The organism is Streptomyces sp. NPDC058371 (assembly GCF_042723265.1).
Lineage (GTDB): Bacteria > Actinomycetota > Actinomycetes > Streptomycetales > Streptomycetaceae > Streptomyces.
In genome coordinates, this window is record NZ_JBHXJC010000001.1 from 1,126,890 (window position 1) to 1,143,780 (window position 16,891).

Sequence of the window (16,891 nt, forward strand, 5' to 3'; positions counted from 1 at the left end):
TGAGGCGGAGGCCGGTTCCGATGGGGACCGGCCTCCGCCGCGACGCGTACGTGCCCGTCGCGTCGCCCTGCGTCAGGACGCCGGCGACGCCGAAAGGGACGCTCCGAAGGTCGAGTTGACGGCCGCGTAGCCGAACGAGTCCGGACCGAACAGGATGGACCCCGTCCCGGTCAGCCCGCTCGAACCGCCGTAGAGCATGCTGACGGCGCCCGTGTTGCGCCACTTCCCGCGCACACCCACCGCCAGGTCGACCTTGCCGTCGCCGTTGTAGTCGGCGGGCGCGAGCGCCGTGCCGAACTGGTCGTTCGTCTCGGCGACCCCGACGACACCCTTCGTGTCGAGCGAGATGGTCTGCGCACCGGACGCGGCGAGCCAGTTCTTGCTGCCGGACAGGACGGTGAGCGAGCCGGCGTTCGAGAAGCCGTCGCTGTCGGCGGCGGTGGTGTTGCTGACGAGGAGATCGTCGTAACCGTCGTGGTTGACGTCCGCGAGCTTGTTGGCGATGCCCTCGTGGGGCCCGCCGGTCCACACCACCGCGCCGGCCTTGTCGAGCCCGCTCGCGGTGCCCGGGAAGGTGCGCAGCAGATAGTCGTCGGGCCCGTCCTCGAAGACGGTGTCAATGACGACGTCGTCCTTGCCGTCGCCGTTCACGTCGCCCACCACGGCCTTGTAGTCGGCGAAGGGCAGACCGACGTTCGTGCCCAGCGGCGTGCTCTTCAGCCCGCTCTTGGAGCCGGGCAGTACGCCGAGCGTCCCCTCGTCGGCCGGATCGTCGTTGTAGGCCACGGTCACCAGGTCCGCGAACCCGTCGCCGTTGACGTCACCGCTGGAGACGCCGGTGGTGCCGGCGCCGCCGCCCGGCGGGGTGATGCGGGTGATCTTCGGGGTCGGCGTGGAGCGCAGGTTCTTCGCGCCCTGGACGACGTCGACCTTCGTGCCGTCGGCCACCGCGACGTCCTGCAGCCCGTCGTGGTTGAAGTCGCCCACCGCGATCCGGCCGCCGAAGGCCTGGTGTGCCTTCACGGTCGGCGAGTGGAAGGCGATGGCCCGGTCCGACAGCCCCGTCGAGGAACCGAAGACGACCGTCACGGAACCGGCGCCCTTCACATCGCCGATGGCCTCACCGCTCGCCCCGACGATCAGGTCGGCATGACCGTCGCCGTCCAGGTCCCCCCAGGCGACCGCGGACCCGAACCGGTCCCCGGCCTCGGGAGTGCCGGGCACGCCCGCGTGGGACTGGGTGAGCCCCTGGTGGCGCGCGACCTTGACGCCGGTCGCGGAGCCGAAGGTGAGGGCGACATAACCGGCACTCGCATGGCCCTTGACCGAGGCGGCGGGCGCCCCGATCCCCAGGTCGTTGTAGCCGTCGCCGTCGATGTCGGCGGGCTTGCCAGGGACGGCCGCCTTCGCCTTCGTTCCGCTCCCGGCCGCCGTCGCGTGGTCGGCCTCCTGCGAGGCGCTCGACGTGAACGAGGACGCCCCCGCGAGAGCGATGCCTCCGACCAGGGCCGTGACGGCCCCGGCGGAGAGGATGTGTCTGCGCATACGTGTCCCTTTCCGGTACTTGCCGGGTGAGACACACGAGACGCCCGAAGGGTTGGGTTCTCGGCGGAAACCGCTGAGCGGTCGCGGGTGCGCCGGGCGTCGGCAGGGGCGAACGGCCGAGCGTTGGTCCGTACCCCTGGCACCTGCGTTCCGCTACGTGAACTGTGCCCTTTTCGGCAACTCCTTTGCGCCCACGACAAGTTGACGACGAGTCATGGACATGTGCCGGTACGGACGGTGAGGATGGAAGTCCCCATTCGTAGGAGTTGTTCATATGCATAGACGACGCCTGCTCTCCGGTGCGGCCGCCCTGACCGCCTCCGCCGCCCTTGTCCCCCCACTGACGGGCACCGCGCAAGCCGCCCCCCGCGCCCCGTCGCCGCAACTGCCGTCGAGGGCGGCGATCATCTCCGTCCTGCGGCGGGTCGCCGACCAGTGGATAGGCGCCCACACGAACTCCGGCGACAACGGGTGGGCCAACGCCACCTTCTTCAGCGGGCTGCTGGCCCTCCAGGGACTGACCGGCAGCACCTCCTATCTCGGCTACGCCCGCAGCTGGGCGGAGAAGCACGCCTACGGCCTCAGCGGCGGAGTCACCACGCGCCACGCCGACAACCACTGCGCCGGACAGGCCTACCTCGACCTCTACGAACGCGAGCCCGACGAGCACAAGCTCACCGCGATCGAGACCTCTCTGCACCGCATGGTCTACACGGACCAGCCGGCCAAGAACGACGACTGGTGGTGGGACGACGCGCTGCACATGGCCATGGCGCCGTTCGCCCGTATCGGCACCCTCCGCAACGACCCGCAGTACTGGGAGAAGCTGTACGCGCTCCACAACCACACCAAGCGCATCGAGGGCGGCCCCGGTCTGTACGTCGCCTCGACGGGCCTGTGGTACCGGGACAAGCGGTTCCTGCCCGGCGGAATCCTCTCGCCCGCGGGCAAGCCCGTCGTGTGGTCGCGCGGCAACGGATGGGTGGCCGGCGGGCACACCAAGACCCTCAAGGCCCTGCCGTCGACCGAACGGCACACCGCCGAGTACCGGGACGCGCTGACCCGGCTGGTGGTGGCCGTGGCCAAGGTGCAGCGCACCGACGGCTTCTGGAACGTCAACCTCGCCGACGCCGCGCATCTGCCCGGCCCCGAGACCAGCGGCACGTCCTTCTTCGTCTACGGCACGGCGTACGCGATCGGCGCCGGCCTGGTCGAACGGACCACCTACCTCCCGGTGGCGGCCCGCGCCTGGAACGGCCTCGTCGCCACGGCCGTACACCCGGACGGCATCCTCGGATACGTCCAGAACGTCGGCGACCGCCCGGAGTCCAGCCAGCCGATCACCTACAACAGCACCGCGAACTTCGGTGTCGGTGCCTTCCTGCTCGCGGGTACCGAACTCGCCAAGCTGGCCGGCTGACGAGCACGACAGACAGGTGCCCCCGCCGCTGGTGAGCGGCGGGGGCACCCTTGTGCTGAATCAGTCAGGACTGATCGGTCAGGACTGTGCGGTGAGCGTGAAGCTCTGTGCGGTGGATCCGTCACAGGTGCGCTGGGTGAGCTGGACGCTGTTGGTCGAGGCACTCGCCGAGGTCAGGCACTTGCCGCTGTGCCGGGCCGTGAAGTGGTAGCGCCCGGTGCTCTCCTTCACCGGCAGCCACTGCTGGTTCTGCCCACCCGAGTAACTCCACAGCTGGAGCGGCGCGTTGTCGGCCGTCGAAACGCCGGTCACGTCGATGGCCTGCGCCGGATTGGGGCGGATGGCGGCTTGCCGGTAGCCGCTGTCGGTCGAGCGGAACTGGAACTGCTGAGCCTGAGTACCGTTGCAGGCGTACTGCTGGATCGCCGTGCCGTTCGCCGTGGCGGCCGAACGGGCGTCCACACAGGTGCCGTTGCCGGCGTTCGTCAGCGAGTACCAGGACGTCTCGGAGATCGAGCCGTCCGGCGGTGTGGTGGTGGTGCCCCCGCCCAGCCACTTCAGCCCGTCGAGCAGGAACTGGTTCTGTGTCGCACTCGCGAAGCTCGACGACGTACGCGTGTTGGTCGAGTAGTTCATCGCGTTGTGACCGAAGTTCGCGTACAGCATCTTGTACTGCGTGTTGGTCCACAGGATCGGGTAGTACCCGCTGTACCAGCTCTGGTTGGGGTCCGTGCCCAGCGGGAAGCTGCTGGGGTCCACCGAGGCCAGGATCTTGATGTTCGGGTTCTGGCGCAGGTCGTTGGACCAGCTGTACCACTCGCTGACCGACGAGGTGAACGTGGCGGGCAGGTTCTTGGTGGACGCGTGCGTACGGTCCTCGACCTTCAGGACCGCCGTCGTCGGACCCCAGGTGTTGGTGGCGAAGTTACCGCTCCCGAGGAACGTGTTGTGGTACCAGGGCCAGGCCGAGGCGTTGGTCGTGAAGGCCGCGACGTGGAAGCCCATCCAGGCGCCGCCGCCCCGCATGTACGTCTCGAAACCGCTCCGCTGGGCGGACGTCTGCGGCAAGTCGTCGAGGAACAGCACGACCTGGTAGGCATTGACGCCACCGTTGGCGAGCAGGTCCCAGTTGTTGCTGGACGTGTACGTGAAGCCGTTCGCCGCGGCCTGCTTGGGGAACCAGTCGTTCGCTTCCTTTTCGAAGTCGATGTGCGCCGCGTCGTAGCTTCCGCTGTAGAGACCCAGCACCTTGAAGGGTGTTGCCGAGGTGCTTGCCTGGGCGGCGGGCGGTGCCGCCAGGCCGAGCAGCGTGGCCAGCAGCAGGAGGACCCGCAGGGCCGCACGTGCCGGACCGGATCTGATGGTGTTCATCTGCTGAGCGATCCTCTCTGTGCGGGTTACGGGAAGTTGGTCAGGTACGCGACGTTGGTACTGGAGTTGGACGGTCCTCCGGTGTTGTTGATGATGTGGCTGATGGTGCCGACACCGCCCAGCGAGACGGTCACCATGTCGTGGAACTTGACCCCCGACACGCTCGGCACCTCGAAGGCACGATCGGCGACCACGCTCGAATTGGAGCTGAAGTAGCAGTAGCTGCCCAGACCCCATGCCTCGTGGGAGGTGACGGAGGCGGCGACCTTGTAGGCGGGATAGCCCTTTCCGCTGCCGTTCATCCAGGACGACTGGTTCGGCGGGTCGTAGGGCATCTCGTTCTGGAAGAAGTACGTTCTGCCGCCGTTGCCGTTCCAGATGACCTGGGTCTTCTGGTAGTGCTCGACGAACAGCCCGTACGCGGTCACGTTGTTGCCGTTGACCACCAGACCGGTGTCCGCCGTGTTGGTGGTCCAGCCGACCGTGCCGCCGTTGCCGTGGTCGGCACGCCAGATCCAGGTGTGGTCGATGATCGTGTTGGCGCTGTTGATCACCAGCGAGTTGGTCGCCTTGCCGACGGTCGCTCCGCCGATCCGGATGAAGACGTCGGACAGCTGGATCGGGTTGGCCGCGTGCGTGGCGGACGAACCGGCCGGGCCGATCTGCATCAGTGTCGGGGAGTTGGTGGTGCCGGCGTCGATCAGCAGACCCGCGATCTGGATGCCGTCCACGTCGGCGGTGGAGACGGCCGTGATCCCGCCGTCCGGCACGAAGGTGGCCAGGCCCATGCCCAGCACCACCGTGTCGGGACGCGTGATGTTGATCGTCTGGTTGAGGTGGTAGACACCCGGGGTGACCAGCAGGTTCTTGCCGGCCGCGAGAGCGGTGTTCATGTCGGCCGCGGTGGCGCCGGGCTTGACGATGTAGAACTGGTCGATCGGCAGGGACTTGCCCGCCGGGGTCTTCCCGCTCCACGTGGTGCCGACGGCGTTGGACTGCAGCCCGGGCACGAACACCTGGTAGGCGCCTGCGCTGTTGACGTACAGGAACGGCTTCTCGCGGATCGTCGGCGAGCTGGCGACGTTGGTGTACGTCGGGAAGGACTGGGCGGGCGCGCCCTGGTCACCGACGAAGACCATGTTCCAGTTGGAGCCGGACCAGCTGCTCATCTGCGAGTTCCGGGTGAGGAACTGCTGCTGGGAGCCGGACTGGATCTGTCCGTCGACCTTGGTGTCGGAGATGAAACCGCCGCTGGACCAGCCGCCGTCGTCGAGTGCGAGGTTGCCGCGCACGTGCATGCGCCGGTACGGGGCGGCCTGCGAGACGGCCCAGCGGTCGGTGCCGTTGGTGGGATTGACCGAGAGGTTCTCGGCGTCGCGCCAGAAGTTCTGGGTGGCGTTGCCCTGGAACCAGTCGGCCTCCGCGTGCACGGAACCGTTGATGGTCACGTCGTCGGGGGAGAAGCCCAGGCCGGCGACCTGCGTGTAGAAGCCGACGTTGGCGTTGGCACTGTAGGTGCCGGGCTTGAACAGCAGGGCCTGGCGGGCCGAGCCGAACTGGTTGGTCTCCTGCTGGGAGAAGACCGAGTTCAGCTTGGACTGGATGCTGGACGACGACATCGACGGGTCGAACACCGTCACGTTGGGACCGAAGTCCGGAGTGCCCGGCGGGTTGGTGGTGCCACCGCCCAGCAGGAAGGACTGCGCGGCGCTGCCGTTGCAGGTGTACTGCACCAGCTGCACACTGTCCGCGGTGGACCCGCTGGGGACGTCCAGGCACTTCCCGCTGTTGCGGTTGATGAAGTGATAGGCGCCGTCCGCCTCGGCGACGGGCTGCCACTGCTGGTTGTTGCCGCCGGAGTACGTCCACAGCTGCGCGGTCGCGTTGTCGGCGGTGGAGACGCCGGTGACGTCCCAGGCCTTGGTGGAGTCGAGGTTGCTGTTCACCCGGTAGTAGCCACCACTGGTGGCCACCAGCTGCCAGTTCTGGGCGGTGCTGGCGTTGCACGTGTACTGCTGGACGGCGGTGCCGTCGGTGCTCGTGGCCGAGCGGGCGTCGACGCACTTGCCGTTGCCCTTGTTGACCACGGTGGTGTAGCCGGTCGGTATGGCGTCCGCCGCCGCGGGCTTCGCGCTGGCCGAACCCACCGAGGCGAACTCGATGCCGGTCACGGTGGTCGCCACGAGCGCGACCGCGGTCAGGGCTCTCGGTATCCGGTGACGGCCGGACAGTCTGTTCCGTCTGAGCACGGATTTCTCCTGTGTGGAAGGGGGGTGAGAAGGGAGGAGTGCGTCCGTCAGCCGGTGTACTTGGCGAAGATGCTGGTGAACTGCCAGTTGGTCTGGGCCACACCCGAGCAGGTGTCGTTGTTCGGGTAGGCGCCGGAGCAGGGGCGGTCCCGGTTGGCCGACCAGAACGTCAGCCGCGCCAGGTGGTGCGCCTGCGCGTAGCTGAGGATGGTCTGGAAGTCGGCGGTGGTCACGGTCTCGTTGACATCGGTGATGCCGTTCATCGACGAGATGCCCATGTCCCGGTACGCCTGGTCGTCGGTGTACTTGTAGGCGTTCTTGAGCGCCGTCTTCAGGCCTTCCGCGGCCCGCTGCGTGAGCGTGCCCATGTTCTGGCCGGCGCCGCCGAAGTCGAACGGCATGATCGTCCAGCTGTCCACGGTCAGTCCGGACGCCGCGGCCCGGTTGATGAGGCTGGTGTCGGGACCGCTCTGCCCGGTGCCGATGGTGACGTACACCTTGATGCCCGGGTTGTTGGCCTTGACGGTCTTGAGGGCGTCCACGGTGCGCTGCTGGACGGTGCCGTTGCTGTAGGCGTCGGCCTCGAGGTCGATGTCGATGGCCTTGAGCCCGTAGGCGTTGATGACCTTCTGGTAGGCCGCCGCCAGCTCGCCCGCGCTGGAGCAGGAGCTCTCCAGTTTGTTGCCGCTGTAACCGCCGAAGGACGGGATGATGTCACCGCCGTTGGCCCGCACGTTGTTCACGGTCTGCTGGTCGACCCCGCCGGTCAGGGCGCGGCCGCCGTCCCACTGCGGGTTGCAGTAGCCATTGCTGAGGACGAAGGCCAGCGTGAACCACTTGACGCCAGTCGCGTTCATGACAGTCACGGGGTTGGGCGGGCTGCCCCAGCCGTTGTAGATGTACGGCGCGACGGCCATCGGCGCGGACGTGGAGGGGGGCGGGGTGGTGCCCCCGTCGGCGGCGGGCGCGGTCCACTTCTGGTTGGCCGCGCCACTACAGGTCCAGATCTGTATCGCGGTGCCGTTGGCCGAGGTGTTGCCCGTGACGTCCAGACACTTGTTCGCCTGCGGGTTGACGATGTCGCGGGACGTGCTGACGGTCCACTTCTGGTTCGCGCCACCGCCGCAGTCCCACAACTGGAGCTTGGCGCCGTCGGCGGTCGAATTGCCGGTGACGTCAAGGCACTTGCCCAGGGCCCGGATGGTCCCGTCGGAGCCGACCGTCCACTGCTGGGCCGCGGTGCCGTTGCAGTCGTAGAGCTGTACGGCCGTACCGTTCGCGGAGCTCGCGCCGGCCACGTCGAGGCACTTGCCGCCGAGTCCGGTGATGGTGCCGGTGGCCGCGGCGGCCGGAGACACGGTGATGGCACTGGCCGAGAGAGTCAGTGCTGCTGTCGAGAGGGTGACGCGCAGCGCGGTGGAGCGTGCGAGGGATCGTCTGGCCATCAAGGGGAATCACAGCCCTTCAGAAGTGGCTGATGGTGGGGGGTTCACGTCCATGAACGACGAGCGTATTCGTGGAGGCTTGGTGATCGGTGAACTTAAAGGTCTGCACCAGACACGTCAAGACATGAAGACACGAGAACTGTTGAATTGGAATCTCTTGACGATGAGTTGAACGCGTCGGCGGTGTGGAGGCCTTGTCCTCGACCGAGGCTCGACCGCCTCGGAGGGGGCAGCGGTGTCGCTATGTCGAGGCGCGCCGGGCCGTCCTCCAGCGCTCGATCGCGGAGGGGACGGTGCGTCGGGGATGACGACGCGCTCCGCCGTCGGTGCGGCGCGTCGGCGGTGCGCGGCGGCTTCTCAGCTCGCGCAAAGGAAGGCGTGCTAGAAGAAGGCCTGTATCGCCACTGCCCGTCCCCTTCGACGCCGACCGGCGTTCGTCACCCCCTGGTGCCTGACTGATGACCAACTCTGTCCTGCGTCTGCTCCGCCGTGACGTCGTGGTCGATCCGGAGCGACTTGTCACCTTCGGTGACGCGGTGTTCGCGATCGCCATCACGCTGCTCGCGCTGGACATCTCCGTTCCCGACGGCCTGGCCGACTCCGAGGTCGGGAGCGCCCTGCGGGACGCGCTGCCCGCATTCGGGGCGTATCTGCTGAGCTTCGCCGTCATCGGCGCGCTGTGGCTGGCCCAGCACGCGCTCTTCCGTCTGATCGCCGCGCTCGACCGCTGCCTGCTCCACCTCTATCTTGCGCTGCTCGCCGTCGTCGCCGTGCTGCCCTTCCCGACCCGGCTCATCAGCGAGTACGGCGACACGGCCGTGGCCACCTCGTGCTACGCCGCGACCATCGCCGTCGCCGGCGCCCTGATCGCGGCCATGTCCGCCCGACTTCGGGCCGCTCCCGACCTCGCGACACCGAATGCGTCGGCCGGCCACCTCGGGCAGTCGGTCGTGCGGACCCTTCTGGTCGTGGCCGTCTTCGCCACCTCCGTTCCGGTGTCGCTCGCCTCGCCCACGGCGGCCAAGTACTGGTGGCTGCTGGCGATTCCCGTACGTCTGCTGTTCCGCGATGCGCGTGCGCCGGAGGGCGGGGAGCCGAGCGCTGCCCGGGACAGCTGAACGCCCTGCCGCCCAAGCGCCGGTGAACGGCGAGCCCTGCCCCGACTGCGTGGTGACTCCCTTCACTTCTTGAATGGCTCCTCGGTATACGCTCGCCGGGCGGAGGTGACACGAATCAGCGCCGTGATCGAAGCGCATCACCCATCTGTACGAGCCGCAGTCGCATTCGTCCCGTGCAGGGCCCGCCGCGGGCGTCCCCGTGGAAGGGGGGCGGGCTGTCCGGCGGTGACAGGTGGAGGTGTCAGACTGACGGCATGGACGAGCGCGAATTCGGCAGGTCGGGTCAGCAGGCTTCGGTCATCGGTCTCGGTACATGGCAGTTGGGTGCCGACTGGGGCGACGTGGATGATCGGGAAGCCCTCGCCGTACTGGAGGCGGCGGCCGAGTCGGGAGTGACGTTCTTCGACACGGCCGACGTGTACGGCGACGGTCGCAGCGAGCAGACCATCGCCGCGTTCCTCGGCGGCAGGCCGGACCTCCATGTGCGGGTCGCCACCAAGATGGGGCGCCGGGTCGACCAGATCCCGGAGAACTACGTCCTCGACAACTTCCGCGCCTGGAACGACCGTTCCCGGCGCAACCTCGGCGTCGACCGCCTGGACCTGGTGCAGCTGCACTGCCCGCCGACGTCCGTGTACTCGTCCGACGAGGTGTTCGACGCTCTCGACACCCTGGTCGAGGAGGAGCGGATCGCGGCGTACGGGGTGAGTGTCGAGACCTGCGAGGAGGCGCTGACGGCGATCGCCCGCCCGAATGTGGCCAGCGTCCAGATCATCCTCAACCCCTTCCGCATGAAGCCGCTCCGTGAGGTCCTGCCGGCGGCGGCCAAGGCCGGGGTCGGCATCATCGCCCGCGTCCCACTCGCCTCCGGCCTGCTGTCCGGCAAATACACGAAGGACACGGTCTTCGGCGAGAACGACCACCGGACGTACAACCGCCACGGTGAGGCCTTCGACCAGGGCGAGACCTTCTCGGGCGTCGACTTCGCCACGGGCGTGGAGGCGGCGGCCGAGTTCTCCGCCCTCGCCCCGGAGGGTTCCACGCCGGCCCAGCTCGCGCTGCGCTGGATCGTGCAGCAGCCGGGCGTGACCACGGTGATTCCGGGCGCCCGCTCACCGGAACAGGCCCGCGCCAACGCGGCGGCCGGAAAACTGCCGGCCCTGCCCCAGCAGACACTGGACGCGATCCAGGACCTCTACGACCGACGGATCAAGGAGCAGGTGGAGGGTCGCTGGTAGGGGAGACGCACGGCCGGGAGTGAAGCGCGGGCGGTGTGCGGGCGGGCGGCGGCGGGCGGTACGAGGGCGGCGGGCGCGGATGCCGCGGGTGTGAGGCGGCGACGCTGCGAGCGTGAGTGCGGCCGCCGCGCGAAGCTGCTCGCGTGCCGGTGGGTCTGGTCGGCGGGGGCGGTGCGGTCCGCTACCGGGCCGCCGTCGACTCGCCCCGCACCTGCCCCGGCACCCCGAGCGCCGCGAGGTGCCGGTCGTGCAGGCGGCTGAGCAGCAGTACCGAGACCGTCGCGCCGATCAGGGCGCAGAACATGTCCCACTGGGTGTCCCACGCGTCGCCCTGAGTGGCTAGGAAGTCGTCGGCCGCGCTTCCGCCGATCACCGCGGCCGCCCACTCGAACATCTCGAAGACCGCGCTGAAGGCGAGACACGCGCTCACGGTGAGCGGCGCCAGCCAGCGGCTGCCGCGCAGCGGTGAGGTGCGGATCAGCACCTCGCGCACCAGGACCGCCGGGACGAAGCCCTGCATGAGGTGACCGAACCGGTCGTAGGGGTTGCGGTCGAGGCCGAGCCCGTCCCGCACCCAGTCACCCAGCGGTACCTGCGCGTACGTGTAGTGCCCGCCGAGCGCCAGCACCAGCGCATGCGCCGCCAGCAGGCAGCACAGCAGATTCGTGAGCGGGAAGCGCCGCCGGTACAGCACGGCCAGTGGAAGGCCGATCAGGACCCACACCGTCTCCAGCAGCCAGGTCGTCCGGTCGTGCGGGTGCCAGGCCGAAAGGGCCATTCCCGCGAGTACGACCCCGACGAGCGCGGGCGGGAGCGTTCGGCGCGTGACGGGTGCCGGAGTGGCGCCCGCGGAGGCGGAGCGGCGCATGGGCGAGGCGGGGTGAAGTCCGGGCATCGGTGGGCTCCTTGGGCTCCTGGATCCGGCCGCCCCATCGTGGCCGGGACACGGCACCGGTGACATGAGTACGCCTACTCACCCCGGGGTGACTGACGCCCGCGGCAGCCGGCGAATCGACATTCCACGAACATGTTCGTAAAGTACTTGTTCGTAACGAACATGTTCGTTACCTTGGAGGAGTGACAGCACACTCCACGCCACGCCCAAGCCGCCGCGAGCGTCCGTCGAAACCGGCCCTGACCAGGGACGGCATCATCGAGACGGCCGTGGCGCTGATGGGCGCCGAAGGTCTCCGTCGCGTGACCATGCGCCGTCTGGCGCAGGAACTCGACACGGGCCCGGCCTCCCTCTACGTCTACGTACGCAACACGGCCGAACTGCACGCGGCGGTCCTCGACGAACTGCTCGGTGCCGTCGACCTGAGTCCGGCCACGGCGAGTGGCGACTGGCGTGACCGCCTGGTACGGGTGCTCACGTCGTACACCCGCGTGCTGTTCGAGCACCCGGGCCTCGCCCGTTCGGCGCTGGTGGCCCGCCCCTCGGGGGACCGGTATCTGGACCTGCTCGACGCGTTGCTCTCCCTGCTGAGCGAGGGCGGGGTCCCCGCTGACCGGGCCGCCTGGGCGGTCGACCTGCTGCTGCAGTTCGCCACGGCGACCGCCGCGGAGCACGCCGCCGGGGAGAAGGACCCGGCCGACGCCGAAGGCGAATGGGCCGCCCTCGCACGCGCGCTGCGCGGCGCCTCCGCTACGCGGCACCCGCACGTCGCAGCCCTGGGCACCGAGCTGCTCTCCGGGCCCGGCGAGGCCCGCCTGAACTGGGGCTTCCACGTCTTGATCAACGGAATCCCGCACACGCCCAGGCCCGGCGCGACCGGCGCGGAGGCCACCGGCTCGGCCGACTGGACAGAGCCCCCCTGACCGCCCCCCTTCCCCCTAACCGCACCACCCCCACCCCAAGGAGCGCAGCCATGACCACACATCACCCCATCGCCGTGATCGGCGCCGGTCTCGGCGGCCTCATGCTCGCCCGCGTCCTGCAGCTGAACGGCGTACAGGCCGCCGTTTTCGACCTCGACGCCTCACCGGCCGCCCGTCCCCAGGGCGGCATGCTCGACATGCACGAGGACTCCGGACAGGCCGCGCTGCGTGCGGCCGGGCTCCATGAGGAGTTCCGCGCCCGCATCCACCTGGGCGGCGAGGCCATGCGCATCCTCGACAAGGACGCCACCGTATGGATGGAGGACGACGGCGAAGCCGGTGAGCGTCCCGAGGTCTCCCGGGGGGCGCTGCGGGATCTCCTGCTCGGTTCACTGTCCGAGGGCACCGTCCGCTGGGGCGCCAAGGTCACGCGCACCCGGACGCTCGAGGGCGGCCGCCACGAGGTCACGCTCGCCGGCGGGGACACGTTCACCGCGGACCTGCTGGTCGGCGCCGACGGTGCCTGGTCGAAGGTGCGGCCGCTGGTCTCGGACGCGGCCCCGGTGTACTCCGGCCTCTCCTTCGTGGAGGTGCATCTCCTCGACGCCGACACCCGTCACCCGGAGGCCGCCGCCGTCGTCGGGAGCGGCATGCTGTTCGCCCTCTCCGAGGAGAAGGGACTCCTCGGCCACCGCGACCCGGACGGCTCCCTGCACGTGTACATCGCCCTCAAGACGCCCACGGACTGGGCCACTTCCGGCGCGATCGACTTCACCGACGCCGAAGGAGCCAAGGAGGGACTCCTGGAGCACTTCGACGGATGGGACAAGCGGCTGCGGTCGCTGATCGCCGACGCGGACGGCGCGCTCGTCCCGCGGCCGATCCACGCCCTTCCTGTCGGCCACCGCTGGGAGCGCGTCCCCGGTGTCACCCTCCTCGGGGACGCCGCGCATCTGATGTCCCCGTTCGCCGGTGAGGGCGCCAACCTCGCCATGCTCGACGGTGCCGAACTCGCGACCGCTCTCGCCGCTCACCCCGAGGACATCGAGGCGGCACTGGCCGCGTACGAGCAAGGGCTCTTCCCGCGCAGCGAGTTCGCGGCGGCCGAGTCCGCGGAGAACCTGGTCCTCTGCTTCCGTCCGGACGCACCGCGGTCTCTGGTCGACCAGATGTCCGCCTACCGCACCGAGGCCGGCTGACCCGCGGCGCCGCACCCTTCACCCCACGGACCGCCTGGAGGACCCGGGCGAGCGTCCGCCAGAACCTCAACCCCGCGTGCTGCACCGGCCCTTCGGGAGCCGGGCCGGAGTGCCAGATGTCCCTTTCGGTTCCATGAGAACTCTCAGAGAAGACTCACAGCGTTCTCACGGAACCGCACAAACGGACGGGAACTCTTCCCAGCGATCGCAGCGTTCATGTCACCAAGGGCGCCGCATCGTAGGTATTCGATGACGACGATGTGATGGCCTTCACCCGGATGTGTCGGAAAGTGATGAATTCATTACGAGGGTGGCACGTACCGGTGTGCGTAGACGCATCGTCAGACCGCGGGAGGATTTTCGTGCGACCGTTCACGCTCAACTACGCCTTGCCCACAGGGCATCCGGCCGCGCTGCCGCTGTACCAGTTCGATGTGTCACTGCAACTGAACGTGCTGCCGGACGGCCGCCCGGCGGTGAGTGACCGCGCGCTCCTCATGGCCGCGGGCACGACGACGTCGACCGCCGGGTCCCAGACGCATTTCGACGACTGACGGCCCGCGCACGCATGACGGTCCTAGTCCTCACCGCCGAGCAGGACGTCACCGCCGACATGGTGGTGGCCGAACTGCACGCCCGCGGGGTGCCGGTGGTGCGTCTCGACCCCGCCGACCTCCCGGGCAAAGCCATGCTGTCTGCCGACTACGCACACGGGGACTTCAACGGCCACCTGTCGGTCAACGGCCATGTGCTCAGCATGGGAGGTCTGCGCTCCGTGTGGATGCGCCGGCCGGGCGAACCGGCGGCACACGCGGCGCAGCCCTCGCCGTGGCTCACCGCCGAGACCCGGCAGGCGCTGTTCGGCATGCTCTACTCCGCCGCCACCCGGTGGATGAACCACCCCAACAGCGCCGAGCAGGCCCGCCACAAGCCCTGGCAGTTGCGGATCGCCCAGCTCAGCGGCTTCGCCGTGCCGCCGACCGTCATCACGACGGCGCCGCGGGTGGCGCAGCAGTTCACGGCCGAGTACCGGGACGTGGTGGTGAAGTCCGCGTCGGGACCACCGCCCGGTGAACCCGCGGTGTCCCTGCCGACCACGCTGATCGGACCCGACGCGGACTTCTCCGGAGTCGCGGCCGGCCCCGCGCTGCTCCAGCAGTACGTTCCCAAGCGGGCCGACATCCGGCTGACCTGCGTCGGCTCCCGGCTGTTCGCCGCGCGGAAGGCGGCCGCGCCGGGGCAGGTCGACGGGCGCTACGGCGAGACCGGCCACCTCTGGGAGACCACGGCCGTGCCCGACCGCGTCGCCAAGTCCGTCCAGGAGTACATGGCCTTCGCCGGGCTCGCGTTCGCAGCCTTCGACTTCGCCGAGGACGACGACGGCATCTGGTGGTTCCTGGAGGGCAACCAGGGTGGGCAGTTCGGCTTCATCGAACTGGAGACCGGTCTGCCCATCGCCGAGGCGGTCGCCCTCTGGCTGGCGTACCGAAGACCCGACGGCCGCTCCCGTCCGACGTGAGCGGCCTTGTTGCCCATGAACCGGCGGTGCGCGAGCGTGTTGAGTCCTGGCCCGTGACAGGAGCAGCACCGCCTCATCCCTCTCCCGCCGTCAGCTGCTCGCCGCGTCCGGCGTCGCCACCGCCGCCGATGCCATCCGCGCGCCTCCCGCCACCGCGTGACCGTCCGCCGGGCTCACCGTCACCGCGTGACCGTCCGCCGGGCTCACCGCCACTGCGTGACCGTCCGCCGGGCTCACCGTCACGCCGGCCGACTCCAACCGAACCGCCCGGCTGTTCGGCTTCGACGCGGGCTTCGACGCGGTCGAACCCGTTGACCGGCCGGGCCCCGCTCGGGCCGCCCGGTCAGCCGCTGGTGTCGTCCTCGAAGGACCGGAAGAAGACGTCGAGTGCCTGCTCGTTCGCGGAGTCGTTCCAGTCGTCGGCCGGAGTGGTCCAGCGGAAGGAGTAGCCCCGGCCGGCCTCGATGATGAAACCGCGGCCCAGTGTCCGCTCCCGCACGCCGTCGACATCGGAGAACCACTCCATGTCCGCCGCCTTGAGGCCGCGGTACTCGACGGAACGGACGTCGCCGATGCGCTGGAAGCCGTCCGTCGCCTCCCGCAGAGACGGTTCGAGGTCCTTCCAGACCTCGACGGGGTCGGGACCGAGCTGCTCGCTGTAGGTGATCGCCAGCGTGCGTGGATCTCCGGAGGCGCCGAAGGTGACGCGGTAGGAGTCATCCGTGGGGCCGATGAGCTGGACGCGCTTCCAGCCCTTGGGCAGGTCGATGGAGAAACCTTCCGGCGCTCGATAGGGGGAGAAGCCCGACGCCGGTGGATCCTGTGCACCGCGCGTAGAAGTAGGGGTCGGCGTGGGGGAGCGGGGCGGGGGCGAAGTGGGCCTGGCCGTGGGTGAGTTCTGCACGGCGGGACTGCTGGGGACCGCGCGGGACGGCGCGGGCGCGGAGGCGGACGGAGTGTCGTCGGAGCTTCCGCCGGTCAGGGCGAGTGCGGCGAGCGAGGCTCCGGCCACGATCAGCGCCGCCATCCCCAGCAGCACGGGCCTGCCGATGGACCGCCTGCCCCATACCCGTCCCGTTCGCCATGCGGCGGCGTACGCGTCGCGCAGACAGGGCAGCGGCGCCAACTGCTTCTGCTCCTCCGGGTCCTCGCGCAGGATGCGGTTGAGCGCCGAGCGGACGACCGGCTCGGGCAGTCGCTCCAGCGGATCCCTGCGGAGGAGCCCCTGCACGGCGGGGCTCAGCGGTCCCGCGTTCACCGGGGTCCGGATGGGGAGCCGGTCGACCGCCCGCAGCGTCGCGTCGACCGGCCCCCGGTCCCGGATGGGCGGACGTCCCTCGACCATCGTGTACAGGATCGCCCCGAGGGTCCACAGGTCCGACGCGGGCCCGGTCGCCTCACCCCGGGCCTGTTCGGGGGAGGCGTACGACGGTGCGGTGACGCGCTGGGCCGAGGCGCCCCCCAGCAGACCCCAACCGGTCACGATCACCCGGCCGTTCTGCCGTACGAACACCTGGCCGGGGCTGAGGTCGCCGTGGGCGATGCCGGCACTGTGGGCGGCCGCGAGCAGGTCGAGCAGTTCGAGCCCCATGCGGGCCGCGCGGACGTAGTTGACCGGCCCGTGCCGCAGGACGTCGCTCAGCGGCGTGCCCTCGATCCGTTCCATGACCGTCCACAGGGCGCCGTTCTCCTCGACGACGTCGAAGACCGTGGCCACCCGCCCGGGGAAGGCGAGCGCCATCGCCTCGGACTCCCGCAGGATCCGCGCGGCCGTACGGCGCAGGCTCTCGCCCGGGACGGGATCCGCGGGCCGTGTCTCCACCAGGGAGACGGGCCGCTGGAACTCGACGTCCTGACCGTGCCAGCCGGTCCTGCCCTCTTCCTGGTGCACGACCTCCTGGGGCCAGTACCTCCCGGAGATCCGCTCCTGTGTGGCGACGTGCCCTTCGGCCATGGTCATCCCTCGCTG

The 16,891-nt window shown here is 69.6% G+C and carries 14 protein-coding genes; 7 read left to right on the forward strand and 7 right to left on the reverse strand.

Going from position 1 to position 16,891, the window contains the following annotated elements; genetic code table 11:
• Positions 1-72: 72 nt before the first annotated feature.
• Entirely contained in the window at positions 73-1,545 is a 1,473-nt protein-coding gene (locus ACFWM2_RS04865) for an FG-GAP-like repeat-containing protein (protein WP_383273029.1), read from the reverse strand.
• A 274-nt stretch (positions 1,546-1,819) separates the two neighbouring features.
• Between ACFWM2_RS04865 and ACFWM2_RS04870 the strand changes: the two genes are divergently transcribed.
• Positions 1,820-2,965, forward strand: a complete 1,146-nt coding sequence (locus tag ACFWM2_RS04870) for a glycoside hydrolase family 88 protein (RefSeq protein WP_383273031.1) — start codon at positions 1,820-1,822, stop codon at positions 2,963-2,965.
• Positions 2,966-3,043: 78 nt separating this feature from the next.
• Here ACFWM2_RS04870 and ACFWM2_RS04875 read toward each other — a convergent pair whose 3' ends face one another.
• The 3 genes from ACFWM2_RS04875 to ACFWM2_RS04885 are packed head-to-tail and all read right to left on the reverse strand — an operon-like array spanning position 3,044 to position 8,030.
• Positions 3,044-4,336, reverse strand: a complete 1,293-nt coding sequence (locus tag ACFWM2_RS04875; protein WP_383273033.1) for a ThuA domain-containing protein — start codon at positions 4,334-4,336, stop codon at positions 3,044-3,046.
• A 26-nt stretch (positions 4,337-4,362) separates the two neighbouring features.
• Entirely contained in the window at positions 4,363-6,585 is a 2,223-nt protein-coding gene (locus ACFWM2_RS04880; RefSeq protein ID WP_383273035.1) for an RICIN domain-containing protein, read from the reverse strand.
• Positions 6,586-6,632: 47 nt separating this feature from the next.
• A complete protein-coding gene (locus ACFWM2_RS04885) occupies positions 6,633-8,030 on the reverse strand; it encodes a lectin (protein ID WP_383273037.1) in 1,398 nt (465 codons plus the stop codon).
• A 458-nt stretch (positions 8,031-8,488) separates the two neighbouring features.
• On the opposite strand from ACFWM2_RS04885, the gene ACFWM2_RS04890 reads away from it, so the two are divergent.
• Both ACFWM2_RS04890 and ACFWM2_RS04895 read left to right on the forward strand, forming a co-directional pair.
• Positions 8,489-9,148: a TMEM175 family protein gene (locus ACFWM2_RS04890; RefSeq protein ID WP_383273039.1), complete on the forward strand. Its 660-nt coding sequence runs from the start codon at positions 8,489-8,491 to the stop codon at positions 9,146-9,148.
• A 254-nt stretch (positions 9,149-9,402) separates the two neighbouring features.
• Positions 9,403-10,386 (forward strand): aldo/keto reductase, encoded by a 984-nt coding sequence (locus ACFWM2_RS04895; protein WP_383273041.1) that lies wholly within the window; start codon positions 9,403-9,405, stop codon positions 10,384-10,386.
• A 181-nt stretch (positions 10,387-10,567) separates the two neighbouring features.
• Here ACFWM2_RS04895 and ACFWM2_RS04900 read toward each other — a convergent pair whose 3' ends face one another.
• Positions 10,568-11,254: a DUF2238 domain-containing protein gene (locus ACFWM2_RS04900; protein WP_383274158.1), complete on the reverse strand. Its 687-nt coding sequence runs from the start codon at positions 11,252-11,254 to the stop codon at positions 10,568-10,570.
• Positions 11,255-11,463: 209 nt separating this feature from the next.
• Between ACFWM2_RS04900 and ACFWM2_RS04905 the strand changes: the two genes are divergently transcribed.
• The 4 genes from ACFWM2_RS04905 to tgmB all read left to right on the forward strand — a co-directional run bounded on the left by ACFWM2_RS04905 (position 11,464) and on the right by tgmB (position 14,922).
• A complete protein-coding gene (locus ACFWM2_RS04905) occupies positions 11,464-12,204 on the forward strand; it encodes a TetR/AcrR family transcriptional regulator (protein ID WP_383273043.1) in 741 nt (246 codons plus the stop codon).
• 50 nt (positions 12,205-12,254) lie between these two features.
• A complete protein-coding gene (locus tag ACFWM2_RS04910; RefSeq protein ID WP_383273045.1) occupies positions 12,255-13,403 on the forward strand; it encodes an FAD-dependent oxidoreductase in 1,149 nt (382 codons plus the stop codon).
• A 362-nt stretch (positions 13,404-13,765) separates the two neighbouring features.
• The gene (tgmA, locus tag ACFWM2_RS04915; protein ID WP_383273047.1) at positions 13,766-13,957 is read left to right on the forward strand and encodes a putative ATP-grasp-modified RiPP; all 192 of its coding nucleotides are present in this window, start codon (positions 13,766-13,768) and stop codon (positions 13,955-13,957) included.
• A 14-nt stretch (positions 13,958-13,971) separates the two neighbouring features.
• Entirely contained in the window at positions 13,972-14,922 is a 951-nt protein-coding gene (tgmB, locus tag ACFWM2_RS04920) for an ATP-grasp ribosomal peptide maturase (RefSeq protein ID WP_383273049.1), read from the forward strand.
• A gap of 90 nt (positions 14,923-15,012) precedes the next feature.
• On the opposite strand, the gene ACFWM2_RS04925 is transcribed toward tgmB, so the two are convergent.
• Positions 15,013-15,165 (reverse strand): hypothetical protein, encoded by a 153-nt coding sequence (locus tag ACFWM2_RS04925; RefSeq protein ID WP_383273051.1) that lies wholly within the window; start codon positions 15,163-15,165, stop codon positions 15,013-15,015.
• 100 nt (positions 15,166-15,265) lie between these two features.
• On the reverse strand, positions 15,266-16,876 hold the full coding sequence (locus ACFWM2_RS04930; RefSeq protein ID WP_383273053.1) for a serine/threonine-protein kinase: 1,611 nt from the start codon (positions 16,874-16,876) through the stop codon (positions 15,266-15,268).
• Between the last annotated feature and the right edge of the window lie 15 nt (positions 16,877-16,891).

Bases quoted from the DNA above. Each gene is read 5' to 3' on its own strand.
- ACFWM2_RS04875 (WP_383273033.1), bottom strand. From the start codon at position 4,336: ATGAACACCATCAGATCCGGTCCGGCACGTGCGGCCCTGCGGGTCCTC.
- tgmB (WP_383273049.1), top strand. From the start codon at position 13,972: ATGACGGTCCTAGTCCTCACCGCCGAGCAGGACGTCACCGCCGACATG.
- ACFWM2_RS04900 (WP_383274158.1), bottom strand. From the start codon at position 11,254: ATGCGCCGCTCCGCCTCCGCGGGCGCCACTCCGGCACCCGTCACGCGC.
- ACFWM2_RS04870 (WP_383273031.1), top strand. From the start codon at position 1,820: ATGCATAGACGACGCCTGCTCTCCGGTGCGGCCGCCCTGACCGCCTCC.
- ACFWM2_RS04895 (WP_383273041.1), top strand. From the start codon at position 9,403: ATGGACGAGCGCGAATTCGGCAGGTCGGGTCAGCAGGCTTCGGTCATC.
- ACFWM2_RS04885 (WP_383273037.1), bottom strand. From the start codon at position 8,030: ATGGCCAGACGATCCCTCGCACGCTCCACCGCGCTGCGCGTCACCCTC.
- ACFWM2_RS04930 (WP_383273053.1), bottom strand. From the start codon at position 16,876: ATGGCCGAAGGGCACGTCGCCACACAGGAGCGGATCTCCGGGAGGTAC.
- ACFWM2_RS04865 (WP_383273029.1), bottom strand. From the start codon at position 1,545: ATGCGCAGACACATCCTCTCCGCCGGGGCCGTCACGGCCCTGGTCGGA.
- ACFWM2_RS04910 (WP_383273045.1), top strand. From the start codon at position 12,255: ATGACCACACATCACCCCATCGCCGTGATCGGCGCCGGTCTCGGCGGC.
- ACFWM2_RS04890 (WP_383273039.1), top strand. From the start codon at position 8,489: ATGACCAACTCTGTCCTGCGTCTGCTCCGCCGTGACGTCGTGGTCGAT.